Below are 26,089 nucleotides of genomic sequence, written 5' to 3'. Positions count from 1 at the left end.
AACGGCGACTTCTACCGCATCGACACGGCCTTGGCCGTGCCCCGGATCGACCCCTCCACCTGGGAATTGCGGGTCCACGGCATGGTCGAGGAGGAGTTCACCCTGAGCTTCACCGAACTGCTGGAGCTGGACCTCCAGGAGAGCTGGGTGACCCTGACGTGCGTGTCCAACCCCGTGGGCGGGGAACTGGCCGGCAACGCCAAATGGCTGGGCTACCCGCTCCAGGACCTGTTGGCCCGGGCCCGGCCGCAGGAGGGTGCGGACATGGTGCTCTCGACCTCGGCCGACGGTTTCAGCGCCTCAAGCCCCTTGGAGGTCCTCACCGACGGACGGGACGCGCTGCTCGCGGTCGGCATGAACGGGGAGCCGCTCCCGCTGGAGCATGGCTTCCCGGTGCGGATGGTGGTGCCCGGACTGTACGGCTACGTCTCGGCGACCAAGTGGGTGGTGGACCTGGAGGTCACCCGCTTCGCGGACAAGACCGCCTACTGGACGGACCGTGGCTGGGCGGAACGCGGCCCGATCAAGCTGGCTTCGAGAATCGACGTCCCGCGGGGCTTCGAGGCGGTGCCCGCCGGCGCCACCGTCCTGGGCGGCACGGCCTGGTCCCAGACCATCGGCATCGACCGGGTCCAGGTGCAGGTGGATGACGGGGCGTGGCAGGACGCCACCCTGGCGGCCGAGGCCACCGCGGACACCTGGCGGCAGTGGTCCTTGGAGTGGGAGGGCGAGCCCGGCAACCACAAGGCCCGGGTCCGCGCCGTGAACCGAGACGGCGAGGTTCAGACTTCGGACCGCGCGGACACCGTGCCGGATGGCGCGAGCGGCTGGCATGAGGTCCAGTTCAGCGTCGAGTAGCAGCCGCCCGGCAGCCAGTCCCTGCCGGCAGGCGGTCCTGCCGTCAGCGCGAATGCCGGCTCAGTACTCCGGTTCGGAGCGCAGGTCCGGCCGGGCGAAACGCTCGGCCAGGCGGTCCAGGGCGTCCTCGGCCGCTGAGGCCAGCACCGAATCGGGGTCCATGAGCAGACCTTGCAGGGCGGACGCGGTCGACTCCCGGCCGACTTCACCGAGGGCCTGCGCGGCGGCGCTGCGGACCCGCGGATCCGAGTCGGACAACAGGGCCTCGACGGTGCGGGCCGCGGGCACCAGGCCCTCCGACCCATGGGCCGCGACGACCCGGCAACACGTCCGGCGCACCGCAGCGCTCTCATCAGTCAGGCCGGCCAGCACGGCATCGGCGGCCCGCGGATGCCAGTGGTGCACCAGCACGCGTGCCCCCAGCATCCGAGGCAGGTGCGGGTCCAGGGCCAGTTCCGGGTCCAGGGTGTCCGCCTCGCCGCGGATCAGCGCGATGTCCGGGTCCCCGGCATCCCCGGGGCGTGCCCGGCCACTGAGCAGCCGCACGGCCCAGTCGGCCAGCCGGTGTCCACCCACGTGCTCGACGGCGGCCGTCACCATCGCGGCCTCCTCGCCCTCGGCGGGGCCCGGCAGGTTCACCTCCCAGTAGCGGTCGGCCATCAGTGCTGCCCCCGGTCCCGGGCCTCGGCTGTCTCGGCTGTCTCGATACGGGTCCCCGGGCCCTGAGCGGCCGGGGCGCCGCCGGCGTCGTCCTTCTGTCCTTCCAGCAGGTGGTTGGGCAGCCGGTTCCCCGGTGCCCGGCCGCGGATCTCCAGCAGGGTCCGGGCGTGCTGCCACAGTCTCCGGTCCTCCCCGCTCACCGGTTGCCAGGAGGGGACGGGCACGGAGGTGCCCGAGCTGTCCCGGGCCACCATGACCGTGATGCCGTTCGTGGTCTGGGCCAGTTCCCGTCCCGTCGGGTCCCCGGAGCGGACCTCGACGGCGATGTGCATGCCCTTGTTCCCCGTGTAGATCAGGCGGGCCTCCACCTCCACGAGGTCCCCGATGTGCAGGGGGCGGAGGAAGCGGATGCCGCCGGAGAACACCGCCACGGTGTCCCGGCCGCAGTAGCGCGAGGCGCAGAGGTAGGCCGCGGAGTCGATCCACTCCATGACGATCCCGCCGTGGACCTTGCCGCCCCAGTTCACATCCGTGGGTTCGGCCAGGAAGCGCAGCACCACCTTCTCGGCGGTGCCGGCCTCGGTGTACTGCTGTCCCCGGAGCTCGGCTGAGATCTCGTCCCGGACCGGGATGCGGGACCTGGCGTAGTCGCGGGCGAGCTGCTGTTCCAGGGTGCGGGGGACGAACTCCGGCACGGGCGTGGAGTTGCCCTGCGCGTCCACGGCCACGAAGATCACCACACAGCGGGCGCGTTCGGCGAGGCGGCCCGTCTTCGGGTCCCCCGAGCGCACCGTGGTGTTGATGTGCATGGAGGACCGGCCCGTGTAGAGGACCGTGGCGGTGATCTCGACCATCTCGCCGACCTCGACGGGATACTCGAAGTGGATGTTGCCCACGTACGCCGTGACGCAATAGCTCCCGCTCCAGCCCGTGGCGGCGGCGAAGGCGGCCTTGTCCACCCACTCCAGCACCCGGCCGGCATCCACCGTGCCGGCCTTGCCACGGTCGGTGGGGGCCGCGAGGAAGCGCAGCGTGACCTCGTGCCGGCGGTCTGCGGGTGGTGTCGGCGAGGCGGGGGCGGCCGTCGTGGGGGAAATCTCCATCCCACCATTGTGACCTGCGCCCGGGGGCTGGGCGTTGGCTGTGGACTTGCCGAAAGTTTCCGCTAGGCGAGAATCCGGTGAACGTGGCGTCCGTCACCGGTGCTAGTTTCGGTGGTATGCCCACCCACAGTTCTGTCGCCCTGCAGTTCAGGGCCGAAGCCTACGACCACCCTGATGGCTCCGTGGATGCTGGCACCGTCATGACCTGGATCGACAAGACGGCTTACGCCTCCGCCGCCTCCTGGTCCGGCACCAACGTGGTCTCCTCCTATGTGGGCAACATGCACTTCGGCACCCCGGTGCCGGTGGAGACCCGCGTGGTGGTGCAGTCGCGGGTGGTGCACACCGGCCGGACCTCGGTGCACGTGCAGACCCGGGTGGTGCTGCCGGAGATCAAGGATGCCGAGGGCAAGTCCACGGTGTGCACCGAGTGCGTCATGGTCTATGTGGCGGTGGACGCGCAGGGCAACTCCATTCCCGTCCGCCCCTGGGAGCCGGACACCCCGGAGGAGCTGGAGCGGGAACGCCTGGCCAAGCTGCGCGGCACGGTCCGCCGTGAGGTGGAGGAGGCCATGATCGAGGCGCCGCCACCCGCCGGCGAACTGACCAGCGAATCCGTGATCATGAGGTTCCTGGCCCACACCCGTGAGGTCTACCCCGGGGAGAAGGTCCAGGGCGGCACCGTCATGCGGTGGATCGACGAGGCGGCCAACGTCTGCGCCTCCCGGTGGTCGGGGGTGCCCGTGGTCGCCGTCTTCGCCGGCGGCGTGCGCTTCTACCAGCCCGTGCGCGTGGGCGACCTCGTGGAGCTGGAGGCCCGGCTCGTGCACACCAGCCCCCGGTCCATGCACCTGTCCGTCCGCGCCCGCGCCGGGGACCGGCGTGAGCGCGAACCGATGCTGATTGCGCACGGGCTCACGGTGATGGTGTCCGCCGGAGCAGACGGCAAGGCCCTGCCTGTCAAGCAGTGGACCGCCGTGAGCGAGCAGGACCAGGTCCTGGAACGGCGTGCCCTGGAGCTCGTGGGCCTGCGGAACAAGGCCGCCCACGAATGGGCCGGCGGCTGATATCAGGCGTAGAACCCGTTGCGCAGATTGATCCCGTGCTCCACCCAGGCCTTCAGGGCCGCCAGCATCCCGGTCCAGCCCATGCAGTTGCCGAACGCGTTGCGCGCCCCGTCCTGGGTGGGATGCCAGGAGGACTCCGTGATCGTGACCAGCGTGCGCGTGTCCCCGTCCAGCGGGGAGAACGTGAACGTCACCGTGGTCATGCCGGACTCATGCACCGCCGACTCGCCGTCCCACCGCAGCACGATCCGCTGCGGCGCGGCGGTCTCGATCACCTCTACCGGGAAGGCCCCGGGGAAATCCGCGAAGTCCCACGTCACCTCGGCGCCGGACTCCAATCGCCCCTGTGCGCCGCCAGTGGTGAAGTACTGCGAGAGCCGGTCCGGGTCCGCCACGGCCTCATACACCTCCGTCACCGGCCTGGCGATCCGCCCGGTCACGGTGAAGGACAGCTCGGTGAGGTCGGTCGGGGGAGAGCCCGCTGGCGCAGTCATGCGGCGAAGATACCGCCTCGGCCCGGCACGGCGATAGGGTCCACGCATGGACGTCTCCCCGGTCGAACTCGAGGTCCCCGTCACCGCGCCGTACGACGCCCCCGGAATCTTCCGCTTCCTGGCGGCCCGCGCCGTCACGGGTGTCGAGGCCGCCGACCTGACGCGGCCAGAGGAACTCCGGTACGCCCGCACCCTGGCCCTGCCGAGCGGCCCGGCCGCGGTCCTGGTGCTCGCCACCCGCAACCGGCACGGGAGCTGGACCCTGCGGGCGAGGCTGCACCTGACCGCCGCCGCGGACCAGGGCGCGGCGCTGACCGCCCTCCGGGCCCTGGTGGACGCGGATACCGACCCAACCGCGGCGGATGGCATGTTGGCCACCGACCCCGCTCTGGCTCCGCTCGTGCGGGCCACCCCGGGCATCAGGATCCCCGGCACCGTAGACCCTCACGAACTCGTGGTCCGGGCGCTCGTGGGACAGCAGATCTCGGTGGCCGCCGCCCGCACCCATCTCGGCCGGCTGGCCGGGGCCCTGGGCACCCCGTACTCCCCTCCCGGTCTTTCTCCCGGCCCGCCGCAGGGGCGCCCGCCACGCGATCGTCCGGAGAAGGGCCCGCTCTGGGGCTCACTGCATCGGCTCTTTCCGACGGCGGACCAGATCGCCTCCGGCGTGCCCGAACCGGTCTCCGGTGAGAGACCTGACCCCGAGCGTCCCCTGAGGCTGCCGGGCCACGCCGTGCGGGCCGTCGTCGGGACCTGCCGAGCCCTGGCCGACGGTGGACTGACCGTGCACGCGGACGCCGAGCCGGAGATACTACGGCGGGAGTTGCTGGCCCGGACCCGCATCGGGCCGTGGACCGCGGCCTACGTGGCGATGCGCGTGCTGCGGGATCCGGACGCCTGGCTCGACGGCGATGTGGCGCTGGTGGCCGGTGCCCGGGCCGCGGGGTTGTTGGACCGGGACCTGACCGGGGCAGCGGCGCACCGGTCCCTCGCCGTCCGGGCCACCGACTGGTCACCCTTTCGGTCCTCCGCCGCCCTGCACCTCTGGCAGCTCGCGAGCCGTCGCGCCACCATGGGACGGGACGGCTGACCACGAAGGAGTGCCCCATGACGGACTCGAACCCCGCCGCGATCGGCTCGGACACGCCCGATCAGGTCGCGATCGACCACGCCGCCTGGGACGGTCTCGTCCTGTGCGCCACCTGCGGGGTCGAGCAGGAAGGCGCTCTCGCCGCCGCGGGACCCGCCGCGTTGACCGACGCGCGGGATGACGCCCGGTCTGATGTCGTGCCGGCGGTCTGCGCCATCTGTGCGGACGACCGGCAGTGGGTTCCCGCCGATGGTCAGCGCTGGACCACGGTGGGTGAGCTCCGCGCCTCGGGCACGAACACCGACATGACCGAGCTGGAGCCGAACCTGTGGGCCGTGCGGGTGAGCGGCGGCGTCGGGATCGGGCAGCACGCCAAGGTCCTCGTCACCGAGGCCGGGAACCTCATGGTGGATGTCCCCGCGTACATCGACCGCGCCGCCGTGGACGCCGTGCTGGGGTTGGGCGGGCTGGCGGGGATCATCGCCTCCCATCCGCACATGTACGGCGCACAGTCCGCCTGGGCCGAGGCCTGTGGAGGAGTGGGCGGCCCGGTGCCGGTCTACGTCTCCGAGGCCGACGCCGGCTGGCTGGCCCGGCGGCCGGCGAACACCGTCGTGTGGTCCGGATCCCTGACGCCACTGGCCGGGCCGGCTGAACCGACACGGCCGGCCGGATTGCCCGGCTCTCCCGTGGTGACCGCCTCCCAGCCCGGCGGACACTTCCCCGGAAGCGTGGTGGTGCACTTCACCGGCCAGGACGGGGCGGGCGTGTTGCTGGCCGGGGACACCGTGGGCGTGGCCCGGGACCGGAAAGGGGCGACGTTCATGCGCTCGTTCCCCAACTACCTGCCGCTGTCCGGTGCCGTGGCCCAGCGGATCGCCGGGCACCTGGACCGGTACGACTACGAGCGGCTCTATGACAACTTCTCCGGGGCCATCGCCTCCGAGGCCGCCGCGGTGGTGCACCGGTCCGCACGGCGGCATGCGGACTGGGCCGAGGGCCGGATGGACCACCTGACTTGACCCTGACGCGGCGTGAGGCTGTTCAGTAGGAGCCATGAAGAACGAGAAGCAGCGGACGGGAGCCGGCCTGCGGCGCCCCCACCCGGAGGTCGCCCTGATGACGGTGGGGGAGACCGCCTCCGCCACCGGAGTCACCGTGCGCACCCTGCACCACTATGACCAGGTCGGCCTGGTCGCCCCGGCCGCCCGGTCCTCCGCCGGCTACCGCCTCTATGCGCCGCCCGATGTCGAACGCCTGCAGCAGGTGGTCGCCTACCGGCGCCTCGGGCTGGGGCTTGAGGACATCGCCGCCGCGCTCGCGGTCGAGGAGCGCCGGGAGGGCACCGGCCGGCGCCGGGCCCTGGAACGCCAGCGCGAGCTGGTGGAGGAGAAAATCACCGAACTCACGCGGCTGCTGGCCGCATTGGACACTGCATTGGAGAAGGATATGAAGGACATCGACCTGAACGAGAAGGACATGCGCGAGCTCTTCGGGGACTCCTACACGGAGCACTTTGAGGAGTACCAGGCCGAGGCCGAGGACCGCTGGGGCCAAACCGAGGCCTGGAAGGAGTCGCAACGCCGGACGGCGGCGTACACGCAGGAGGACTGGGCCAAGATCAGCGCTGAGACTGAGGAGAACAACCAACTGATCCTGGCCGCGATGGACGCCGGCCTGCCGGCCGACTCGGAGCAGGCCATGGCCGCGGCCGAGGCGATGCGCGTGCACATGGATCACTGGTTCTTCCCGATCGATGGGACCTTCCATCGGAACCTCGGGGACATGTACGTCCAGGATCCGCGGTTCGCGGCGACCTATGAGGAGCTGCGACCGGGTCTGGCGCAGTACCTGCGGGACGCCATCCACGCCAACGCTGATCGGAAGGCGCGGTAGCCAGCCGATCGCCGCCGGGATCCGGGGGGCGAGTTCTCCGATTCTGCTCAGAAGGGTTCACCGTCAGCAGAGAAGCACACATTTCTCTCGATCTTCGGGCATGATAACGGTGGACCATTTTCGGCTCCCGCGATCCCGCAGACCACGCCCGGTCGGTCACTGCGGCACTTCTGCGCCCGGAGGCGGTCCCCCTCATCAACATCCCCCCTGCCTGATCGGCAGGCGGGCGGAACGACCCGGAAGCGAACCCCCATGCTGTGGAAACTCGTCCGGCATTACGGCAGGCCCTACTGGGCCCTCGTCGTGGCCGTCCTGGTGCTCCAGCTGGCCGCCACCCTGGCCACGCTGTACCTGCCCAGTCTCAACGCGGACATCATCGACAACGGCATCGCCACCGGTGATACCGAGTACATCTGGCGCGTGGGCGCCGTCATGCTGGCTGTCGCCCTGGTCCAGGTGATCACCGCCATCGCGGCGGTCTGGTTCGGTGCGCGCATGTCCATGTCGATCGGCCGGGACATCCGCCAGGCCATCTACACGCGGGTGGACCACTTCTCCGCCGAGGAGATGGGCCGCTTCGGAGCTCCCACCCTGATCACCCGCGGCACCAATGACGTGCAGCAGGTGCAGATGGTCGTGCTGATGGCCCTGAACTTCATGGTGATGGTGCCGATCATGTCCGTCGGCGGCATCGTCATGGCCATCCAGGAGGACCCGGGTCTGTCCTGGCTCGTGTGGGTGTCCGTTCCCGTGCTGCTGCTGATCGTGGGCGTGCTGGTGCAGCGGCTGATGCCGCTGTTCGAGCGGATGCAGACCAACATTGACGACGTCAACGGCGTGATGCGTGAACAGATCATGGGCATCCGGGTGGTGCGGGCCTTCGTGCGGGAGCGCCACGAGACCGGACGCTTCACGGACGCCAACGCAACGCTGACCAAGACCTCCGTGAACATCGGCCGGCTGTTCATCCTGATGGGGCCGCTCATCACCATGGTCCTGCACCTGGCCACCGCCGCCGTGCTGTGGTTCGGCGGCCACCGTGTGGATGACGGCCTCGTGGAGGTCGGCGCCCTGACCGCGTTCATGCAGTACCTGCTGCAGATCCTCATGGCCGTCATGATGGGCACGTTCATGTTCATGATGTTCCCGCGTGCCATCATCACCGCCCGCCGCATCGGCGAGGTGCTCACCACGACCGGTTCCGTCCAGGAGCCGGACCACTCCGTCGAGCCGCTGCGCAAGGACGGCACGGTCGAGTTCCGCAACGTGAGGTTCGCCTACCCGGGGGCCGAGGCACCCATTGTGGACGGTGTCTCCTTCACCGCCGAGGCCGGCCAGACCACCGCGATCATCGGCTCCACCGGCTCCGGCAAGACCACCCTGATCAACCTCGTTCCCCGGCTCTACGACTCCACCGGGGGCACGGTGCTGATCGACGGGGTGCCGGTGGCGGAGATGTCCCGGGCCTCCCTCACCGAGGCGGTGGGGTTCGTTCCCCAGAAGCCCTTCCTGTTCTCCGGTTCCGTGGCGGACAACCTCCGCTTCGGCAAGCCGGAGGCCTCTGAGGCCGAGCTCTGGGCGGCGCTGGACACCGCCCAGGCCACCGAGTTCGTCCGGGACCGGACCACCGGCGAGGGTGAGAGCGCCGCGACCGGACTGGACTCGGCCATCTCGCAGGGCGGCACCAACGTCTCGGGCGGCCAGCGCCAGCGCCTGTGCATCGCTCGGGCCCTGGTGGCGAAGCCCCGCATCTACCTGTTCGACGACTCGTTCTCCGCCCTGGACGTCACCACGGACGCCCGGCTGCGCTCGGCCCTGACCGGCTACACCGAGGGCGCCACCACGATCATGGTGGCCCAGCGCGTCTCCAGCATCACGGAGGCGGACCAGATCATCGTGCTCGAGGAGGGCCGGGTCGTCGGCCGCGGCACCCACCAGGAACTGCTCGACACCTCGGAGACCTACCGGGAGATCGTGGATTCCCAGATCAGCGCGGAGGAAGTGGCATGAGCACGGGCGAGCGCAACATCACCAAGTCCAGCCAGCCAACCGGCCGTCCGGAGGATCTCTTCCCGGAGGTCCAGCGTCCCGCGTACCGGTCTACCGCCTTCCGGTCCACCGCCGGGGGTGCGGCGAAGGACGACGGCGCCGCGGCCGGCGTCGTGTCCGAGCAGGAGATCGCGGAACTGCAGGACAGTGTGGGCACCGGCGAGTGGGGCGAAGGCTCCGCGCCGCGCAAGGCCAAGACCTTCTGGCCGTCCCTCGGGCGGCTCTTCGGCACCCTGAAGGACCACAAGTTCGGGGTGGTGATGGTGTTCGTCTTCGGCGCCATCTCGACCATCCTGACGGTCTGGGCACCGGCGATCCTCGGCCAGGCCATGGACGTGATCTTCGACGGCTGGATGGCCGGCTCCATCGACTTCACCACGCTCTCGCGGATGCTGGGGGTCGTGCTGGGCATGTATGTGGTGGCGTCCCTGTTCGACTGGCTCCAGGGCTTCGTGCTCAACGAGATCGTGATGCGCGTGGTCTACCGGATCCGACAGCAGATCGAGGCCAAGGTCAACCGCCTGCCCCTGAGCTATTTCGACACGCGGCAGCGCGGGGACCTGCTGTCCCGGACCACCAATGACGTGGACAACGTGCAGACCGCCATGCAGCAGGCCTTCGCGTCCCTGTTCTACGCGGTCATGACCATCATCGGCATCACCATCATGATGTTCGTGCTCTCCTGGCAGCTCGCGCTGATCGCGCTGATCGCCCTGCCGATCGCCGGGATCGTGGTGGGCATCATCGGCTCGAAGTCACAGAAGCTGTTCACCGCCCAGTGGAAGAACACCGGGCGGCTCAACGGGCACATCGAGGAGTCCTTCACCGGGCACGAGCTGGTGACCGTGTTCGGCCGCCAGGAGTCCATGCGGGAGCGCTTCGACGAGCGGAACGAGGACCTCTACGAGGCCTCCTTCCGGGCCCAGTTCTACTCCGGCATGATCATGCCGATCATGCAGTGGGTGACGTACCTGGGCTACGTGGGCATCGCCGTGGTCGGCGGCCTGCGGGTGGCCACCGGGCAGATGTCCCTGGGCCAGGTCACCGCCTTCATCCAGTACTCCCGCGAGTTCAACGCCCCGTTGGGCGAGATGGCCGGCATGGCCAACATGCTCATCTCCGGCGTGGCCTCGGCCGAGCGGATCTTCGAGCTGCTGGATGCCGACGAGCAGGAGGAGGACCTCTCCGACCAGGCCGAGGACGGCACCCTGGATCCGGACGGCAAGCAGCCCGGCCAGCTGGCCCAGCCCGTGCACGGCCGGGTGGAGTTCGACCACGTGCAGTTCTCCTACACCGCGGAGAAACCGCTCATCACGGATTTGTCCCTGGACGCGCATCCCGGAGAGACCGTCGCCATCGTCGGCCCCACCGGCGCGGGCAAGACCACCCTGGTCAACCTCATCATGCGGTTCTACGAGATCGACGGCGGCCAGATCCGGCTCGACGGCGTGGACATCGCCACCCTGGACCGAGGGGTGCTCCGCGGCCAGATCGGCATGGTGCTGCAGGATGCCGTGCTCTTCGGTGGGACCATCCGGGAGAACATCCGCTACGGCCGGCTCGACGCCACGGACGAGGAAGTGGTGGCCGCGGCGAAGGCGACCTTCGTGGACCGCTTCGTGCACACGCTGCCGGACGGCTATGACACCGTGATCGAGGCGGAGGGGGCCAACATCTCCGCCGGTGAGCGCCAGCTCATCACGATCGCCCGCGCCTTCCTCGCTGATCCCGCGCTGCTGATCCTGGACGAGGCCACCTCCTCCGTGGACACCCGCACCGAGGTGCTCGTCCAGGAGGCCATGGCGGCCCTGCGCTCGGACCGGACGTCCTTCGTGATCGCGCACCGGCTGTCCACCATCCGCGATGCGGACGTGATCCTGGTGATGGAGCACGGTGACATTGTGGAACAGGGCTCGCACGAGCAGCTGCTCGCCGCCGAGGGCGCCTACTACCGGCTGTACATGTCCCAGTTCACCCAGGGCGTGGACCTGGACGCGGAGGAGGCAGCGGTGTCCGTGGGCACCGGTGCCATCCCGATGGTCGAGGAGGACCTCGCCACGGGGTCCGTCCCCGTGGTGGAACCGGGGCAACACCGTCCCGAGTCCACCGGGGGCGTGGCCGGTCCCCACGCCGGCCGGTAGCCGACTGCGCCGCCGAACGGGCCGCTACTCATCCTTCCCCGCACTGTCCAGGCCCCGGTACGGCCCGGAGTGTGTGGGGAAGGATGACTTCTCGGTTCGGAGGTCAGCGGATGGCCGTGTTGGGGGCACCGGTCGGCGTCGATAGCATGGGCGCATGACCGATGACCCGCGGCAGGCACCGCAGCACGAGCCACACCGCCCCGCCGACGGTCACGGGTCCTCACCGCAGGGCCAGCCGACCATCCCGGCTGGCTGGCCGAAGCGGGGCCGGGACTACGGCCGGCCGCAGGAGGGCCCGCTCCAGCCCGCCGGGGCCGGAGCCGCTTCCCACGGTGCCGGCCCGGGCTCCATCCCGCCGGGGTGGCCGGGCCGCCGCCCGCATGACCGCATCGTCCTGGACCCGGGCAAGCCCACGTGGATGGATCTGGTCACGGTGCTGGCCTATCTGCTCATCTTCATCCTGGGCGCGGCCGTCCTGGTGACGCTCATCCCGGGCTTCCAGGAGCAGTTCACGGAGCCGGACGGCACGCTCAACGAGGGCTCGTTCACCTTCAGCATCAATCTGATCTCGTACTCGGTCCTCACCGTCCTGGCGCTGATCGCGTGCTGGAAGCCGTTCATCGCCTCGTTCCGCACGTTCAAGCAGTACGGGTGGCTCAAGATCGGGCTCATCCCGGTGATCTGGTTCGTGTGCATCATGGTCAACGCCCTCGTGGTGATGGCCGCGGGCCAGCCGATCAAGAGTGCCAACCAGCTGGCCATCGAGGAGATGACCACCGAGGTCGCGTTCCTGCCGATGCTGCTGGTGACCGTCTTCATGGCGCCGTTCGTGGAGGAGTACATCTTCCGGCACCTGATGATCGGCAAGCTCTCCCGCTGGATCAACGTGTGGGTCTGCGTGGTGATCTCCATGGTGCTGTTCGCCCTGATCCACTTCCTCAGCACCGGTTTCAACTTCGATCCCGTCCAGGTGATCCCGTACCTGACCCTCGCCGCCGCCATCACGGTGGCCTACGTCCTGACCGGCAAGTCGCTGGCCTATGCCACGATCCTGCACGTGTTCAACAACCTCGTCTCCATCGTCGTGGCGTATACGCTCCTGCCGCTGCTGCCCGAGGGCATGTAGGCGCCGAGCACGCCGCGGAACCGCCCCATGCCGACCGAACCCACCGAACCCGCCCAGACCACCGAGTCCGCTGTGCCAGCCACGGCGCCCCGGGATGCCCGTCCGATCTCACGGCAGATCCTCGCTCTTGCCGTCCCCGCGTTCGGGGCCCTGCTGGCCGAGCCGATGTTCCTGCTCGCGGACACCGCGATCATCGGCCACCTGGGAGTCGCCGAGCTGGCCGGCGTCGGGGTCGGCACCACGGTGCTGCACACCGCCACCGGGCTGATGGTCTTCCTGGCCTACTCCACGACGCCGGCCGTGTCCCGGTTCCTGGGCGCCGGCAACCTGGGGGCGGCGATGGACCGCGGACGGGACGGCGTGTGGCTGGCCCTGCTGCTCGGCACCGTCCTGGCCGTGGCGGGCTGGTTCGCCGCGCCGCCGCTGGCCGGGCTGATCGGTGCCGACGGTGCGGTGCAGGACCACGCGGTGGCCTACCTGCAGTGGTCCATGCCCGGGATCCCCGCGATCCTCGGCGTGCTGGCCGCCACCGGCATCCTGCGGGGGCTGCTGGACACCAAGACCCCGCTGATCGTGGCCGGGGTGGGCTTCGCCGCGAACATCGGGCTGAACTTCGTGCTGGTCTACGGCGCGGGCCTCGGGGTGGCCGGCTCCGCGATGGGCACCTCGGCCGTGCAGTGGGCCATGTTCGCGGTCTACCTGACTGTGCTGTACCCGCGGTTCCGCCGCGCCGGCACCCACCTGGCACCGTCCGGGTCCGGCATGCGGGCCACCGCCCAGGTGGGGTCCTGGCTGTTGTTGCGGACCGCCACCCTGCGCGCGGCCATCCTCTTCACGGTGGTGGCGGCCACCGGTCTCGGCACGGCCACGCTCGCCGCACACCAGCTCGTCTTCACGGTCTACTCGACCCTGGCCTTCGCCCTGGACGCCCTCGCCATCGCCGCCCAGGCCCTCATCGGCCGGGAGCTCGGCGCCGGCCGGAGGGACGAGGCCCGCGCGCTGACCGGCACCATGGTCCGCTGGTCGCTGTGGTTCGGCGTGATCACCGGGGTGCTGCTGGCCGTCCTGGCGTGGGTGCTGCCGCCCCTGTTCACCCCGGAGCCCGCCGTCCAGACGGCCGCGACCGCCGGACTCCTCGTCTTGGCCGCCTCGCAGCCGTTGAGCGGTTATGTCTTCGTCCTGGACGGCGTGCTCATCGGCGCCGGCGATGCCCGCTATCTGGCGCTGGCCGGCGTCGTGAACCTGGCCGTGTACCTGCCGGCGCTCGCCGGACTCGGGTGGCTCGCCACCGGCGCCGGAACCGGTCAGGCGCCGGACGCCGGTGCCCAACTGGCACTGTTGTGGGCCGGTTTCGCGGGGGTCTTCATGGGGGCCCGCGCGCTCACCCTCGGGCTGCGGGCGCGGACCGATGCGTGGATGCGCGTCGGCGGCGAGTGACAGAGCCGCCGGCGTCGTCCGATCGTCATGCTTAAATCCGGCGTGTCGGCTTCCCTGGGCGGCGACTCACCGGATTTCCGCAGGACGGTTCACCCGGCTCGATGACGGGGACCCGGCTGGCCGGCCGGTGGGCGGCACCCGCCTAGAATGGTCGGGTGCCTGCAGCAAAAGCCCCCGCCGAGACCGCCGCGATCATGTGGAAGCCGATCATCATCCGCGCGCTGATCGCCGCGATCTTCGGCCTGACCACCGTCTTCCTCCAGGATCCCGGCCTGCCCGTGCTGAAGTACGGCCTGGCGGCCTACTTCGTGTTCTCCGGATCCGGACTGTGGGAGTACCTGCGCCGGGATCCGGTGCCGGAGAAGATGCGCGGACCGCTCTCGATCGCCGCGGCCCTCCTCATGGTCGGCGCCATCGCACTGCTGTTCGCCGGAACCGAGTTCGTGGCGGGGATCATCGCGGCCATCGCCCTCATCGGCTCCGGTGTGGCCGAGTTCGTGGCGTGGCTGCAATACCGCACGGCCTTCGTGCCGGCCCGTGACCAGCTGTACACGGGCGCGGTGGGCGCGCTGTCCGGCGTCGGACTGTTGCTCTTCCTCCACCTGGACGCGCACGGCCTGCTCGGCATCGTGGGCGGCGGGGCCATCATCATCGCGGTGCTGCTCGCCATCTCCGGATTCGGCTTCCGGCACGACGCCGGCCCGGCCGCGCTGGCCGCCCAGCAGGACGAGGGACCGCGCGCCCCGCGACGCTGAGCGGATGCTAACAGAACTGGCCGAATGCGCTTCCGGGGACGACCCGGAAGCGCCCTCTGCTCCGGTCCGGATGTCCTTCCGGACGGACACCCGTGCGGACGACGGGGCGCAGTCCTGGGGACGGTCCGCCCGGTTCTCTACAACGCGTAGAATGAAAGGGTGCGTCCCGGCCCGCGGCCGACGCGCCACCCCACTTTGAACAGGTCAGGCCTCCGTTCTCCCGAACCCGGCCGGGCCACCCGCAGTACAGGAGATGGTCAGTGAGCACGCCCAACGCCGGTCAGCAGCCCGAGACGCCCCGTCCCGGTGATGCCCGGCCGGGCCGCGCCCCGGGGCAGGCGGCAGGGAAGCCGACCGTTGGGGCGCCGGGGGCATCGGCCGCCCAGCCTGCCGCGCCGGCCCCGCAGAAGGCGGGGTTCCTGCAGTCCATCAAGGGGCCGCTGTGGTTCTCCTTCGTCCTGGCCCTCGTGGGCGGGGCGGTGGCCACGATGACCGCCTCGGGCGGCTCGGACAACCCGCTGCGGTTCGACCTCGGGCTGATCGCCTTCGGGATCTTCTTCATCGTCTCCCTTGTGGTCGTGGCGATGCTCCAGCTGGCCGCCAAGGACAACCCTGAGCACCTCTCCCAGGGATCCGGCGTGCACCGCTCCTCCGAGGAGCTGCACCGGCAGTCCGTTGCCCGGCGCAAGGCCGAGGCCCAGCGCAAGCGGGATGCAGCCGCCCAGGGCGGTCAGTCCGACTCCGGTGACCAGCCCGGCTCGGGCGACCAGTCCGGCGCAGGCGAGCCGCAGGGGTCCTGAACCGTCAGTAGTGGAAGGTGTCCCGGGTGGGGACGTGCCGAACCTACTTCTTCTTCTTGCCCTTCTTGGACTTCTTCTTCCCGTGCTTGTCCTTCTTCTCCGACGCTTCCTCCCACGAACCGCGCGCCGAGGACCTCTCGTCCGAAGCGGCTTCGTGGTCCGGGTGATTCGGCTGGTCGTCGTGGTCCGGGAACTCCGCAGCTCGCCGGGCCCGGTAGGCCTTGACGTGGGCCCGGTTGGCGCAGTTGGCCTCGTCGCAGAACTGCTTGGAACGGTTGCGCGTGAGGTCTACGAAGGCATTGGTGCAGTCCTCCCCTGAGCAGGTCCGCAGCCGTGTCAGCTCGCCCGCCAGGGCCACCTCGGCCAGTGCCAGGGCCAGAGAGGTGGAGAGGGTCTTCTCCGGGACGTCACTGTCCTGCCCGGCAGCCAGTACCGCAGGGGTGCGGGCCGTGGCCGGTTCGGGTGCCAGCACGTGCACGGGCCCCGCCGAGGCCAAAAGGTGATTGACGCCCTCCAGGGCGGCATCGATGTCCAGGGCCTGGGCGTCCTGCCAGATGCCCGCGACGGCGGCGCGCAGCTTGCGGACGGAGCGCAGGGTGGCGCTGGAGGGATCCTCGTCGAAGTCCCAGTCCGGCAGGACTGCGGGGAGTTCGGCCGGCTGGTCGAGACGGTCGGGGAGGAGGCGACCGCCGCGGGGGCCGGGGGCCGTGTTGGCAAGCGTCGCGGCCTGGGCCAGGCGACTGGTGGTGGTTGCTGAGAACATGGTGCGTTTCGTCCTTTTGATGCTGTCCGGAATTCGGGGATGAATACTTCGGACGGTGACAGCACTGTACGTCTGCTTGGGGGTGCTGGTCAGGCGATTCGCCCTGAAACGGGTAGTGGACAGGAACTCCCCAGATCGCGTTCAGGAAGGACCGCGTGCTCGGTGCGGACGACACATCCGGCCACAGCGCCGGGAGGGGCCCCGGAGCTGGGGTACTTTGTACAAAGTTTGACCTGCGCGCCGCCCGAGGACCATCTCGGGCCGCGGAGCCGGTATGCCCGGCACCGCCCACAGTCCAAGGAGTACTGCATGAGCACTGAACAGACCACGGCCGGCACGAAGTCGGCCGGACACGTCATCGTCGACACCCTCGAGGCGCACGGCGTCAAGCGGATCTATTCCATTCCGGGTGAGAGCTATCTCGATGTGCTGGACGGCCTGCACCACTCCTCTATCGAGAACATCATCTGCCGCCACGAGGGCGGTGCCGCCTACATGGCTGAGGCCGACGGCAAGATGAACTCTGTTCCGGGCATTGCCATGGTGACACGCGGCCCCGGTGCCGCCAACGCCCATGTGGGCCTGCACACCGCGTGGCAGGACTCGACCGCGATGGTCCTGTTCGTGGGTCTGATCCCGTTCGAGCACCGCGGCAAGGAGGCCTTCCAGGAGTTCGATCCGCAGATGTGGTTCGAATCCGGCGCCAAGCGCGTGATGACCCTGGACCACGCCAGCCGTGCCTCCGAGATCGTGGCCGAGGCCATGTTCGCCGCTACGTCCGGCCGTCCCGGCCCGGTGATCGTGGGCCTGCACGAGGACATCATCAAGGAGCAGATCAGCCCCGAGCTGCATCCGAACATCCCGGTGGCCACCGGTGGCATGACCGTGGAGGACTGGAAGGCCCTGAACGAGGCCCTGCAGGAGTCCGACAAGCCGCTGTTCATCACCGGTGGCAACGACTGGACCACCGAGGGCGCCGAGGCCCTGACGACCTGGCTCGAGGAGCACCACATCCCCGCGGCCGCCGAATGGCGCACCGAGGGCACCGTGCCGTTCACCTCCCCGTCCTATGTGGGCCCGATCGGCTACGGCCGGCCGAAGCCGACCTATGATCTGCTCGAGGAGACAGACCTCATCGTCTTCGTGGGCACCGTCCCCGGTGACGTGGTCACGGACGGCTTCACCATCCGTCAGAACTGGGACAGGAAGAACTTCCTCGTCACCATCGATCCCTCGCTGCGCGGCCGCTCCGGCCCCGTGTCCCACCAGATCGTGGCCAAGCCGGACGTGTTCGTGCGGGATCTCGTCCGCATGGACCTGGCCGTCAAGGACTCGTGGAAGGAATGGACCTCGCGCATGCGCGGCGAGCAGGAGAAGTTCGCCGCCCTGCCGTCCGCCGAGCCGTCCGAGGGTCAAGCCCGCATGGACACGCTCATGGCCCACCTGGTGCAGTCGCTGCCCGAGGACGCCATGATCACCCTGGGCGCCGGTGAGCACACGAACTGGGCGCACCGATACTTCCCGACCAACTCCTACGCCGCCATGGTCTCGGCCCGCAACGGCTCCATGGGATACTCGGTGCCCTCCGCTGTGGCCGCATCCCTGAATCACCCAGGCCGCCGCGTGGTGACCATCGCCGGTGACGGCGAGTTCCTCATGAACGGCCAGGAGCTGGCCACCGCCGCCCAGTACGGTGCCACCCCGCTGGTGGTCGTGATGGACAACCAGGAGTACGGCACGATCCGTACCCACCAGGAGCGGGACTACCCGAACCGGGTCTCCGGCACGCAGCTGAAGAACCCGGACTTCGCAAAGATGGCCGAGGCCTTCGGCGGCTTCGGCGTGCGCGTGGAGCAGGACACCGACGTCCCGGCCGCCGTTGAGGCCGCCGTCCAGGCCATCGACGAGGAGGGCACCTTCGCCCTCATCCACCTGATCGTGGACCAGCGGGTCAAGGCCTACTGAGCAGGAGGGCCGTCGAGGTCCCGTCGTCAGTGGGGGAGTCTGACGCCCAAGGCCATCGGTTTTGAGCGTCAGATTCCCCTACTGCCGTTAACGGGCCGCACGCCATCGGTGGCCCGTTCGGACATGCCGCCGGTAGTGACGTGGGCCACGGCGAGGGATACCGTGGATGCACCGCCACAGCCAGGAGGTTGCGCCATGACGTCCCCGTCCACGGAATCAACCCGTACCGAAGCCACGGAAGTCATCGAGTCGGACCGGGCCGCCGGCACGGCCGATGCCGGCTCGGTGCTGGATGCCCGCCCCGAGATCGACGGCGAGACCGTGTCCCGCGTCGGCATGACCCAGGCCGCGCTCGACCTGATCGGCTCGCTCCAGCAGGTCCACGGTCCGCTGATGTTCCACCAGTCCGGCGGCTGCTGCGACGGGTCCTCGCCGATGTGCTTCCCGGCCGGGGACTTCAAGACCGGGGGAGCGGACGTGCTGCTGGGGACCTTCGAGCTGCCGAAGGGCACCGGACTGCCGTTCTGGATGAGCCGTGAGCAATTCGAGTACTGGAAGCACACCCACCTGACCCTGGACGTGGTCGACGGCCGCGGCTCGGGCTTCTCCGTGGAGGCTCCCGAAGGCAAGCGCTTCCTCATCCGGTCCCGCCTGATGGAACCCCGGTGACCCTCTCGCTGTCCGGTGAGGCCTATCAACGGATCGTCGAACGGGCGCGCGGTGAATTGTCCGGGCCGGATCAGCGCGGGGTACTCGGTCAGATCCGTGCCGAGGTCGCCGAGTCCTGGCGGCGCTCGCTAGTGGTGCACGGCGGTGCCGGAAAGACCCTGGAGCCCCGCATGGTCACGGACTCGGACCTGCGTGACGTCCGGCGGGGACACCCGCTGGCGCCGGTGCTGCCCATCATCCGGCGGCTCCTCGTGGACCCTGCCGCGGAGGCCGGCCTGATCGTCGCCGTGGGGAATCAGGAGGGGCAGCTGTTGTGGGTCGAGGGCGATGACCAGGCCCGCCGCCGCGCCGATGCCATGGGGTTCGTGCCCGGTGCCGACTGGTCCGAGACTGCCATGGGCACGTCGGCCCCGGGGACGGCGCTCTTCTCCGGCCGGCCCGTGCAGGTGAGCCGGGCCGAGCACTTCAATCCCGTGGTGCATCCGTGGAGCTGCTCGGCGGTTCCCCTCCGAGACCCGGCTGACGGCCGGATCGTCGGTGTCATCGACTTGACGGGCGGTGACGAGGCCATCTCCCCGCTGGCCCTGCCCCTGCTGAAGGCCGCGGCCGCGGCCGTGCATTCGGCCTGGCGGGAGCAGTTGCTGCGGGCCTCCGCATGGAATTCGGCTCCGAGCCCCGCGCCGAACCCGGCCCCACTCCGTGGTGCCTCCGGTGGGTGGGCCGCGGCGCCGTCGTCGGGCGCGGACTCCCTGGACGCTCCAGAGTACGACGCCGGCCGCGAGACCGTCCTGCACGTCACCGGCGGCCTTCCGCCGCGTTGGGCGGACGCTGACGGGGCGTGGCGGGAGATCCCCGGCAAGCACGCCGAGATCCTGACGCTGCTCACGTGGCATGGACCCGGACTGGACGGTGCCCGGCTGGCAGAACTTGTCTACGGCTATGACGCCGGCACCACCCTCCGTGCCGAGGTGCACCGGCTCCGCCGTGCCCTCGAGGCCGGCCTGCCCGGTGTGATGCTCCGGGCCCGGCCCTACCGCCTGGAGGGCACGCTGGTCACGGATGCGGTCCTGGCGCGGGAGGCCCTGCGCCGGGGCGAGGTGACCCTGGCCTTGGGCCATGCCGCAGGGGCGGTGCTGCCCCGGTCCGCGGCACCCGGGATCATCGATATCCGCCACCAGCTGGACGTCGCCCTGCGGGAGGCCGTGCTCCAGGACGCCGGGATCGGGGATCTCTGGGCCTACCTGGGCCGGCCCGAGGCGGCCGGGGACCTCGAGCTGTGGATGATGTCCTTGAAGATGCTGCCCGCCGATTCTCCCCGCCGGTCCCTGGCCGTCAGCACCGTGGAGCGGCTTCAGGCCGAGCAGACCTGAGGCGGGCCCGTCCAAGCGGGCCGGTCCTGCGGGACCCCGTGCGGACGCAACGTGGATGCAACGTCACTGTGACTATCCTCACCTTGACGTGATCACCCACCCCGCAATCCAGGAGCTGACATGACGATCTACGCGAACCCGGGAACCGAGGGCTCGAAGGTGACCTTCAAGCCGCGGTATGAGCACTACATCGGCGGTGAGTGGGAGGCCCCCGTCAAGGGCCAGTACTTCGAGAACCCGTCACCGGTGACTGGCAAGGCCTTCACGGAGGTCGGGCGCGGCACCCCGGAGGACATCGAGGCCGCCCTGGACGCGGCCCATGCCGCCGCCCCGGCCTGGGGCAGGACGTCTCCGGCCGAGCGGGCGGTGATCCTCAACAAGATCGCTGACCGCATGGAGCAGAATCTCGAGTTGCTCGCGGTCGCCGAGACCTGGGACAACGGCAAGGCCGTCCGCGAGACCCTCAATGCGGACATCCCGCTGGCCATCGACCACTTCCGGTACTTCGCCGGGACCATCCGGGCCCAGGAGGGATCGCTGTCCCAGCTCGACGAGGATACGGTGGCGTACCACTATCACGAGCCGCTCGGCGTGGTGGGACAGATCATCCCGTGGAACTTCCCGATCCTCATGGCGGTCTGGAAGCTCGCCCCGGCGCTGGCGGCCGGCAATGCCGTGGTGATGAAGCCCGCCGAGCAGACCCCGGCTTCCATTCTGGTGCTGGCCGAGCTGATCGGTGACCTGTTGCCGGCAGGGGTGTGGAACATCGTCAACGGCTTCGGCCTCGAGGCCGGCAAGCCGCTGGCCGCCAACAAGCGCATCCGCAAGATCGCCTTCACCGGCGAGACCACCACGGGCCGGCTCATCATGCAGTACGCCTCCGAGAACCTCATCCCGGTGACCCTTGAGCTGGGCGGCAAGTCCCCGAACCTCTTCTTCGAGGACGTCTTGGCCTCTGACGACGCCTACTGGGACAAGGCCCAGGAGGGCTTCACCATGTTCGCCCTCAATCAGGGTGAGGTCTGCACCTGCCCGTCCCGGTCGCTGGTCCAGGAGTCCATCGCGGACCGGTTCCTGGACGCCGTGGTGGAACGCACGCGGGCCATCAAGCAGGGCCATCCCCTGGACACCGAGACGATGATGGGGGCCCAGGCGTCCAACGACCAGCTGGAGAAGATCACGTCCTACCTGGACATCGGCCGGCAGGAGGGGGCCGAGGTGCTGATCGGCGGTGAGCGAGTCGAGCTCGGCGGCGAACTGGCCGGGGGTTACTACGTCCAGCCCACGATCTTCCGCGGTGACAACTCCATGCGCGTCTTCCAGGAGGAGATCTTCGGCCCCGTGGTCTCCGTGACCACGTTCTCCGACTTCGACGACGCCATGCGGATCGCCAATGACACCCTCTACGGCCTGGGCGCCGGTGTCTGGTCCCGCAACGGCAACACCGCCTACCGGGCCGGGCGGGCCATCCAGGCCGGCCGCGTCTGGGTGAACAACTATCACGCCTACCCCGCCCACGCGGCCTTCGGCGGCTACAAGTCCTCCGGCTTCGGACGGGAGAACCACAAGATGATGCTGGACCACTACCAGCAGACCAAGAACCTGCTGGTCTCCTACGCCGAGGGCAAGCAGGGCTTCTTCTAAGCCGGGACTGCCGCTGCGGGCATGACGAGACCCCGGGTGATCCGGCTGCGTGAGGGGGACGCTATCTGCCGGGCCCGGGGCCTCTTCCTGTCATCACTCGCACCTTGATGAGGTGCTCTCCACTGTAGGGAGCCGACCTGTTCATGGACTTGGCCGCCGCTGTGAAGGCGCTGGCAATCCGGCCCCGCGCCCCGGCGCCGTGTGCGGCAGGGCCGCCGGCCGGCGTCGGACAGGGGCTGGCAGGGACTGACTGCCGGGGCTACAGGTACCGGCCGGCCAGGCGGGTCAGCGAGGCTCGGATGCCCGTGGCGTTGTCCTGCGGGCGCCGGGTCAGCTCATAGCCGCGGGCCACCACGTGCCGGGTCCAGGAGTAGTCGAAGGTCTCGGTGACGAGGGTGCTGCCGTCCCCCTGGTCCTCGAACCGCCACCGCCAGCGGTGCCCGCCGGGGTGCTGCCATTCCACCAGCTCGTTCTCGTCAGCGGCGGTGACCACGAGCTTCATGGTGTAGGGCACGCCGAACTTCCGCATGGCCACGGTGAACTCGTCGCCTGCCGTGACGCGGTCCGGACCGGTCCGGGCGTACTGGACGGTGGCCGAGCCGTCCACCTCGTGGTGCCGGTGCGGGTTGGCGAGGATCGCGTACAACTCGGCGGCGGGAGCCTGGACGCGGATGCGGTAGCTGACTTGCAGCGGGCCGGTGTCCACCGGCTCGGGCCAGGCGGCCTGCGGGGCCGAGGACGGCAGGCCGCTCTCCGCGTTGACGGTGGCGTCGGCGTCCGGCCGGCGGGTGTGCGGCTGCTGCGGGTTCTGCGGCTGGTTGCTCATGTATCCAGTGTAGGAACCTCTCCGGTGCCACGCCGCGGCTACTGTGGAGGCGTCACCCTCGAACATCCGGAGTCCTTGCCATGCCCGACGACGTCCCCGCGCCTCCGCTGCTGCCGCACCATCCCGAGGTGGCCCAGAACCTCTCCCTGGGGCACGGTGGCGCGACCCCCGAGCAACGCCAATCCGTGTGGCTGACCCTGCGCCGCCCCGAGTGGCTCAAGACCGAGGTGCTCTCCGGACTCGTGGTGGGACTGGCGCTCATCCCCGAGGCCATCGCGTTCTCGCTGATCGCCGGCGTGGACCCGGCGGTCGGGTTGTTCGCCGCGGCCATCATGGCCATCTCCATCTCGTTCCTCGGGGGCCGGCCGGCCATGATCTCGGCGGCCACCGCCGCCACGGCGTTGGTCATCGCCCCGGTGGTGGCCAGTCACGGGGTGGATTACCTGTTCGCCACGGTCATCCTGGCCGGCATCCTGCAGGTGGCGATGGGCCTGCTCGGCATCGCCAAGCTGATGCGCTTCATCCCCCGCAGCGTGATGACCGGGTTCGTCAACGCGCTCGCGATCCTCATGTTCATGTCCCAATTGCCGGACCTGATGGACGTCCCCTGGCTGGTCTACGTCCTGGTGGCACTGGGCCTGGCCCTCATCTTCCTGTTCCCGCTGCTGACCAAGGCGGTGCCGGCGTCGCTGGTCTCGATCGTGGTGGTGACGGGCCTGGTGATCGCCACCCAGATGGCCGTGCCGACCGTGGGGGACAAGGGCGAGCTGCCGCAGGCCCTGCCGGTGCTGGTGCTGCCGGAGGTGCCGTTCACCCTGGAGACGCTCCAGGTGATCGCCCCCTACGCGTTCGCCATGGCCGTCGTCGGGCTGATGGAGTCCCTCATGACCGCCAAACTGGTGGACGATGTCACGGACACCGGCTCCTCCAAGACCCGGGAGTCCCTGGGCCAGGGCGGGGCGAACATCATCTCCGGGTTCTTCGGCACCATGGGCGGTTGCGCCATGATCGGCCAGACCATGATCAACACCAAGGCCAACGGAGCCCGCACCCGGCTCTCCACCCTGACGGCCGGCGTCATGCTGCTGGTGCTCTCCGTCCTGCTGGGCGAGCTGGTCGGCAAGGTCCCGATGGCCGCCCTGGTGGCCGTGATGGTCTATGTCTCCTGGGCCACCTTCGACTGGCACTCGATCCGTCCCTCCACACTGCGGGCCATGCCGTTGTCCGAGACGCTGGTCATGCTCATGACGGTGGCCGGCACCGTGGCCACCGGGAACCTCGCGGTGGGCGTGGGGCTCGGCGTGCTGGCCGCCATGGTGCTCTTCGCCCGGAGGGTGGCGCACTTCGTGACGGTCCGGCGGAGCGTCAGCTCAGAGGACCACGCGCACGACGGCGGCGGGAGCGTCACGTACACCGTGGACGGTGAGCTGTTCTGGGCCTCCTCGAACGACCTCTACACGCAGTTCGACTACCTCGCGGACCCCGAGCGAGTGGTCATCGACCTGACCCGGTCCCACGTGTGGGATGCCTCCACCGTGGCCAGCCTGGATGCCATCACGGAGAAGTACGAGCGCTACGGCAAGACCGTTGAGGTGGTGGGGCTGAACGACGCCAGCACGGCCATGCGCGCCCGCCTGCGTGGCAAGCTCGCGCCGGGGGACTGAGCCGGCCGGGCGTGCCGGTGCCAGAATGGGCGCCATGCAACCCGACGACCTCGACGCCCGCCTCATCCAGCTGCTTACGGACGAACCGCAACTGCCCGTCCTGGAATGCGCCCGGCGGTTGGGCGTGGCCCGCGGCACCGTGACCAGCCGGCTGGCCCGCCTCCACGCGAACGGAGTGGTCTCGGCGATCGTCCCGCAGGTCGACCCCGCGGGGTTCGGCTATGACCTGGTGGCCTTCTGCTTCGTGGACATCATCCAGAACGTGGGGCATGGGCCGGTGACGGAGGCGATCCTCTCGGCCATCCCCGAGGTCACCGACCTCTACACGGTCACCGGGGACCATGACCTGCACCTGCGCGTGGTGGCCCGCAATGGCCAGGACCTGCAGGACGTGCTGGACCGGATCTCCCAGCTGGACGGCGTGGCGCGCACCTCGTCCTCCCTGGCCCTGCGCACCCACATCCAGGGGCGCACGCTGCCCCTGCTGCATGCGGTGGCCGACTCGACTCCCTGAGGTCACGAGGAGTGTGCTGCGCTGGTCAGGATGTCCAGTGGTTGGCCCGCCATGCGCGTCAGAATGCACAGGATGTGCAGCTGAGGCTGGCTCGATTGCGCAGCACGGGTTGACCGGACACACTTCTCGGCAAGACCTGACGTCCATCACGCCGAGGAGTTCCACCGTGACCGCTGCACCCGCCCCGACCGCCTCGCGCACCGAGCCCGCCGACATCCCCGTGCCGTCCGGCGACTCCGCCGCGCGCGCCACCGTCCCCCAGGCCGTGGCCGGTGTGGTCCGGGAGCGGGCCGACCTGCTCTTCGGGCTGATGGGCAACGGCAACGCCCACCTGATCAGTGAGCTGACCAGTACGGGGTTCCCGCTGGTCACCGTGCGCCACGAGGCCGGGGCCGTCGCTGCCGCCGACGCCTACCACCGGGCCTCGGGCCGGATCGGGACCGCGACCGTCACCTACGGTGCCGGCTTCACCAACACCCTCACCGCTCTGGCCGAGGCGTCGCTGGCCCGGATCCCCCTCGTGCTGATCGTGGGCGATGTTCCCACCACGGGGCCCCGCTTCTTCGACATCGACCAGGTCGGGATGGCCGCTGCGGCCGGCGTGGAGACCATCCGCCTGGACGACCGGGATCCGGCCGCCCAGGTGCGGGACGCCTACGCCCGCGCCGCGTCCGGTCGGCGACCCGTCATCGTCGCGATCCCCTACGACCTCGTCGAGACTCCGGTGCACGCCTCGGCGGGGAGCACTGCGGGAGCGGCGGTGGACGGCGCGCCGGAGGGCAGTGGACCCGCCGCGGCCGAACTGGAGCCGCTGGCCGCAGCGTTGCGCACGGCGGAGCGGCCACTGCTCGTCGCGGGCCGGGGCGTGCTGGACTCCCCGGGCGGCCCCGAGGCGCTGCGGGACCTGGCCGATCGGTTGGGTGCGCTGCTGGCGACCTCCGTGATGGCCCGCAACGTGGCCGGCCCCGAGGGTGACCTGGGCATCGCCGGTGGCTTCGGCCGCCTGGAGCGGGTGGAGATCATGCGCCAGGCCGATGTGGTGCTGGTGGTCGGTGCAAGCATGAACCCCTTCCAGATGCGCTACGGCACGGTCTTCGGCCCTGAGGCCACCGTGCTGCAGATCGACGTGGACCACGCGCGCCGCCATCAGCGCACCGCGCACTTCCTGAGCGCTGACGCCGGTACGGCCGTGGGGGGG

General features: G+C 69.9%; 23 protein-coding genes. 18 read left to right on the top strand and 5 right to left on the bottom strand.

All coding sequences use genetic code 11. From position 1 onward, the window contains the following. A partial coding sequence (locus RUH65_RS09285; RefSeq protein ID WP_313817084.1) for a molybdopterin-dependent oxidoreductase occupies positions 1 to 858 on the top strand: 858 nt, incomplete at its 5' end. Positions 859 to 918: 60 nt separating this feature from the next. Here RUH65_RS09285 and RUH65_RS09280 read toward each other — a convergent pair. After that, on the bottom strand, positions 919 to 1,518 hold the full coding sequence (locus RUH65_RS09280) for a HEAT repeat domain-containing protein (protein ID WP_313817083.1): 600 nt from the start codon (positions 1,516 to 1,518) through the stop codon (positions 919 to 921). Then, a complete protein-coding gene (locus RUH65_RS09275; protein WP_313817081.1) occupies positions 1,518 to 2,621 on the bottom strand; it encodes an acyl-CoA thioesterase in 1,104 nt (367 codons plus the stop codon). Before RUH65_RS09275 ends, RUH65_RS09280 begins: the two co-directional genes overlap by 1 nt. 116 nt (positions 2,622 to 2,737) lie before the next feature. On the opposite strand from RUH65_RS09275, the gene RUH65_RS09270 reads away from it, so the two are divergent. Continuing rightward, positions 2,738 to 3,688 (top strand): hotdog domain-containing protein, encoded by a 951-nt coding sequence (locus RUH65_RS09270; protein WP_313817080.1) that lies wholly within the window; start codon positions 2,738 to 2,740, stop codon positions 3,686 to 3,688. A 2-nt stretch (positions 3,689 to 3,690) separates the two neighbouring features. On the opposite strand, the gene RUH65_RS09265 is transcribed toward RUH65_RS09270, so the two are convergent. Beyond that, positions 3,691 to 4,182: an SRPBCC family protein gene (locus RUH65_RS09265; protein ID WP_313817079.1), complete on the bottom strand. Its 492-nt coding sequence runs from the start codon at positions 4,180 to 4,182 to the stop codon at positions 3,691 to 3,693. A 46-nt stretch (positions 4,183 to 4,228) separates the two neighbouring features. On the opposite strand from RUH65_RS09265, the gene RUH65_RS09260 reads away from it, so the two are divergent. The 9 genes from RUH65_RS09260 to RUH65_RS09220 all read left to right on the top strand — a co-directional run bounded on the left by RUH65_RS09260 (position 4,229) and on the right by RUH65_RS09220 (position 15,476). Further along, a complete protein-coding gene (locus RUH65_RS09260) occupies positions 4,229 to 5,272 on the top strand; it encodes an AlkA N-terminal domain-containing protein (RefSeq protein WP_313817078.1) in 1,044 nt (347 codons plus the stop codon). 17 nt (positions 5,273 to 5,289) lie between these two features. Continuing rightward, positions 5,290 to 6,294, top strand: coding sequence for a hydrolase (locus RUH65_RS09255; protein WP_313817077.1), 1,005 nt, complete (start codon positions 5,290 to 5,292; stop codon positions 6,292 to 6,294). 34 nt (positions 6,295 to 6,328) lie between these two features. Beyond that, positions 6,329 to 7,168 carry a MerR family transcriptional regulator gene (locus RUH65_RS09250; protein WP_313817076.1) on the top strand — a complete coding sequence of 280 codons (840 nt, stop codon included), beginning with the start codon at positions 6,329 to 6,331 and terminating at the stop codon, positions 7,166 to 7,168. Positions 7,169 to 7,420: 252 nt separating this feature from the next. Then, on the top strand, positions 7,421 to 9,178 hold the full coding sequence (locus RUH65_RS09245) for an ABC transporter ATP-binding protein (RefSeq protein WP_313817075.1): 1,758 nt from the start codon (positions 7,421 to 7,423) through the stop codon (positions 9,176 to 9,178). Continuing rightward, positions 9,175 to 11,358: an ABC transporter ATP-binding protein gene (locus tag RUH65_RS09240; RefSeq protein WP_313817074.1), complete on the top strand. Its 2,184-nt coding sequence runs from the start codon at positions 9,175 to 9,177 to the stop codon at positions 11,356 to 11,358. Before RUH65_RS09245 ends, RUH65_RS09240 begins: the two co-directional genes overlap by 4 nt. Before the next feature lie 154 nt (positions 11,359 to 11,512). Then, positions 11,513 to 12,484 carry a type II CAAX endopeptidase family protein gene (locus tag RUH65_RS09235; protein ID WP_313817073.1) on the top strand — a complete coding sequence of 324 codons (972 nt, stop codon included), beginning with the start codon at positions 11,513 to 11,515 and terminating at the stop codon, positions 12,482 to 12,484. 27 nt (positions 12,485 to 12,511) lie between these two features. Next, positions 12,512 to 13,921 carry an MATE family efflux transporter gene (locus tag RUH65_RS09230; protein ID WP_313817072.1) on the top strand — a complete coding sequence of 470 codons (1,410 nt, stop codon included), beginning with the start codon at positions 12,512 to 12,514 and terminating at the stop codon, positions 13,919 to 13,921. Between the two features lie 155 nt (positions 13,922 to 14,076). Further along, positions 14,077 to 14,676: a hypothetical protein gene (locus RUH65_RS09225; RefSeq protein WP_313817071.1), complete on the top strand. Its 600-nt coding sequence runs from the start codon at positions 14,077 to 14,079 to the stop codon at positions 14,674 to 14,676. Positions 14,677 to 14,936: 260 nt separating this feature from the next. After that, entirely contained in the window at positions 14,937 to 15,476 is a 540-nt protein-coding gene (locus RUH65_RS09220) for a hypothetical protein (protein ID WP_313817070.1), read from the top strand. 43 nt (positions 15,477 to 15,519) lie between these two features. Here RUH65_RS09220 and RUH65_RS09215 read toward each other — a convergent pair whose 3' ends face one another. Next, positions 15,520 to 16,239: a CGNR zinc finger domain-containing protein gene (locus RUH65_RS09215; RefSeq protein WP_313817069.1), complete on the bottom strand. Its 720-nt coding sequence runs from the start codon at positions 16,237 to 16,239 to the stop codon at positions 15,520 to 15,522. Between the two features lie 309 nt (positions 16,240 to 16,548). Between RUH65_RS09215 and RUH65_RS09210 the strand changes: the two genes are divergently transcribed. From RUH65_RS09210 to RUH65_RS09195, 4 genes are all read left to right on the top strand, one after another. Next, entirely contained in the window at positions 16,549 to 18,204 is a 1,656-nt protein-coding gene (locus RUH65_RS09210; protein WP_313817068.1) for a thiamine pyrophosphate-dependent enzyme, read from the top strand. Positions 18,205 to 18,540: 336 nt separating this feature from the next. Next, positions 18,541 to 18,873, top strand: a complete 333-nt coding sequence (locus RUH65_RS09205) for a DUF779 domain-containing protein (RefSeq protein WP_313817085.1) — start codon at positions 18,541 to 18,543, stop codon at positions 18,871 to 18,873. Next, entirely contained in the window at positions 18,870 to 20,243 is a 1,374-nt protein-coding gene (locus RUH65_RS09200) for a GAF domain-containing protein (RefSeq protein ID WP_313817067.1), read from the top strand. Before RUH65_RS09205 ends, RUH65_RS09200 begins: the two co-directional genes overlap by 4 nt. A gap of 120 nt (positions 20,244 to 20,363) precedes the next feature. After that, positions 20,364 to 21,887 (top strand): aldehyde dehydrogenase family protein, encoded by a 1,524-nt coding sequence (locus tag RUH65_RS09195; protein ID WP_313817066.1) that lies wholly within the window; start codon positions 20,364 to 20,366, stop codon positions 21,885 to 21,887. A 259-nt stretch (positions 21,888 to 22,146) separates the two neighbouring features. Here the strand turns inward: RUH65_RS09195 and RUH65_RS09190 are convergent, their stop codons facing one another. Further along, a complete protein-coding gene (locus tag RUH65_RS09190) occupies positions 22,147 to 22,713 on the bottom strand; it encodes an SRPBCC family protein (RefSeq protein WP_313817065.1) in 567 nt (188 codons plus the stop codon). 80 nt (positions 22,714 to 22,793) lie between these two features. Here RUH65_RS09190 and RUH65_RS09185 point away from each other — a divergent pair, with 80 nt between their 5' ends. The 3 genes from RUH65_RS09185 to RUH65_RS09175 all read left to right on the top strand — a co-directional run. Then, positions 22,794 to 24,377 carry a SulP family inorganic anion transporter gene (locus RUH65_RS09185; protein WP_313817064.1) on the top strand — a complete coding sequence of 528 codons (1,584 nt, stop codon included), beginning with the start codon at positions 22,794 to 22,796 and terminating at the stop codon, positions 24,375 to 24,377. Between the two features lie 34 nt (positions 24,378 to 24,411). Continuing rightward, positions 24,412 to 24,891: an Lrp/AsnC family transcriptional regulator gene (locus tag RUH65_RS09180; protein ID WP_313817063.1), complete on the top strand. Its 480-nt coding sequence runs from the start codon at positions 24,412 to 24,414 to the stop codon at positions 24,889 to 24,891. Positions 24,892 to 25,057: 166 nt separating this feature from the next. Further along, positions 25,058 to 26,089: thiamine pyrophosphate-binding protein (locus RUH65_RS09175; protein WP_313817062.1), on the top strand; the 1,032-nt coding region annotated here is incomplete at its 3' end.

It is taken from the genome of Citricoccus sp. (assembly GCF_032154715.1).
Taxonomy (GTDB): Bacteria; Actinomycetota; Actinomycetes; order Actinomycetales; family Micrococcaceae; genus Citricoccus.
Note: the sequence above shows the minus strand (reverse complement) of the source record. Positions and strands in the feature narration are given on the sequence as shown.

Bases quoted from the DNA above. Each gene is read 5' to 3' on its own strand.
- RUH65_RS09280 (WP_313817083.1), bottom strand. From the start codon at position 1,518: ATGGCCGACCGCTACTGGGAGGTGAACCTGCCGGGCCCCGCCGAGGGC.
- RUH65_RS09275 (WP_313817081.1), bottom strand. From the start codon at position 2,621: ATGGAGATTTCCCCCACGACGGCCGCCCCCGCCTCGCCGACACCACCC.
- RUH65_RS09270 (WP_313817080.1), top strand. From the start codon at position 2,738: ATGCCCACCCACAGTTCTGTCGCCCTGCAGTTCAGGGCCGAAGCCTAC.
- RUH65_RS09265 (WP_313817079.1), bottom strand. From the start codon at position 4,182: ATGACTGCGCCAGCGGGCTCTCCCCCGACCGACCTCACCGAGCTGTCC.
- RUH65_RS09260 (WP_313817078.1), top strand. From the start codon at position 4,229: ATGGACGTCTCCCCGGTCGAACTCGAGGTCCCCGTCACCGCGCCGTAC.
- RUH65_RS09255 (WP_313817077.1), top strand. From the start codon at position 5,290: ATGACGGACTCGAACCCCGCCGCGATCGGCTCGGACACGCCCGATCAG.
- RUH65_RS09250 (WP_313817076.1), top strand. From the start codon at position 6,329: ATGAAGAACGAGAAGCAGCGGACGGGAGCCGGCCTGCGGCGCCCCCAC.
- RUH65_RS09245 (WP_313817075.1), top strand. From the start codon at position 7,421: ATGCTGTGGAAACTCGTCCGGCATTACGGCAGGCCCTACTGGGCCCTC.
- RUH65_RS09240 (WP_313817074.1), top strand. From the start codon at position 9,175: ATGAGCACGGGCGAGCGCAACATCACCAAGTCCAGCCAGCCAACCGGC.
- RUH65_RS09235 (WP_313817073.1), top strand. From the start codon at position 11,513: ATGACCGATGACCCGCGGCAGGCACCGCAGCACGAGCCACACCGCCCC.
- RUH65_RS09230 (WP_313817072.1), top strand. From the start codon at position 12,512: ATGCCGACCGAACCCACCGAACCCGCCCAGACCACCGAGTCCGCTGTG.
- RUH65_RS09215 (WP_313817069.1), bottom strand. From the start codon at position 16,239: ATGTTCTCAGCAACCACCACCAGTCGCCTGGCCCAGGCCGCGACGCTT.
- RUH65_RS09210 (WP_313817068.1), top strand. From the start codon at position 16,549: ATGAGCACTGAACAGACCACGGCCGGCACGAAGTCGGCCGGACACGTC.
- RUH65_RS09205 (WP_313817085.1), top strand. From the start codon at position 18,541: ATGACCCAGGCCGCGCTCGACCTGATCGGCTCGCTCCAGCAGGTCCAC.
- RUH65_RS09195 (WP_313817066.1), top strand. From the start codon at position 20,364: ATGACGATCTACGCGAACCCGGGAACCGAGGGCTCGAAGGTGACCTTC.
- RUH65_RS09190 (WP_313817065.1), bottom strand. From the start codon at position 22,713: ATGAGCAACCAGCCGCAGAACCCGCAGCAGCCGCACACCCGCCGGCCG.
- RUH65_RS09185 (WP_313817064.1), top strand. From the start codon at position 22,794: ATGCCCGACGACGTCCCCGCGCCTCCGCTGCTGCCGCACCATCCCGAG.
- RUH65_RS09180 (WP_313817063.1), top strand. From the start codon at position 24,412: ATGCAACCCGACGACCTCGACGCCCGCCTCATCCAGCTGCTTACGGAC.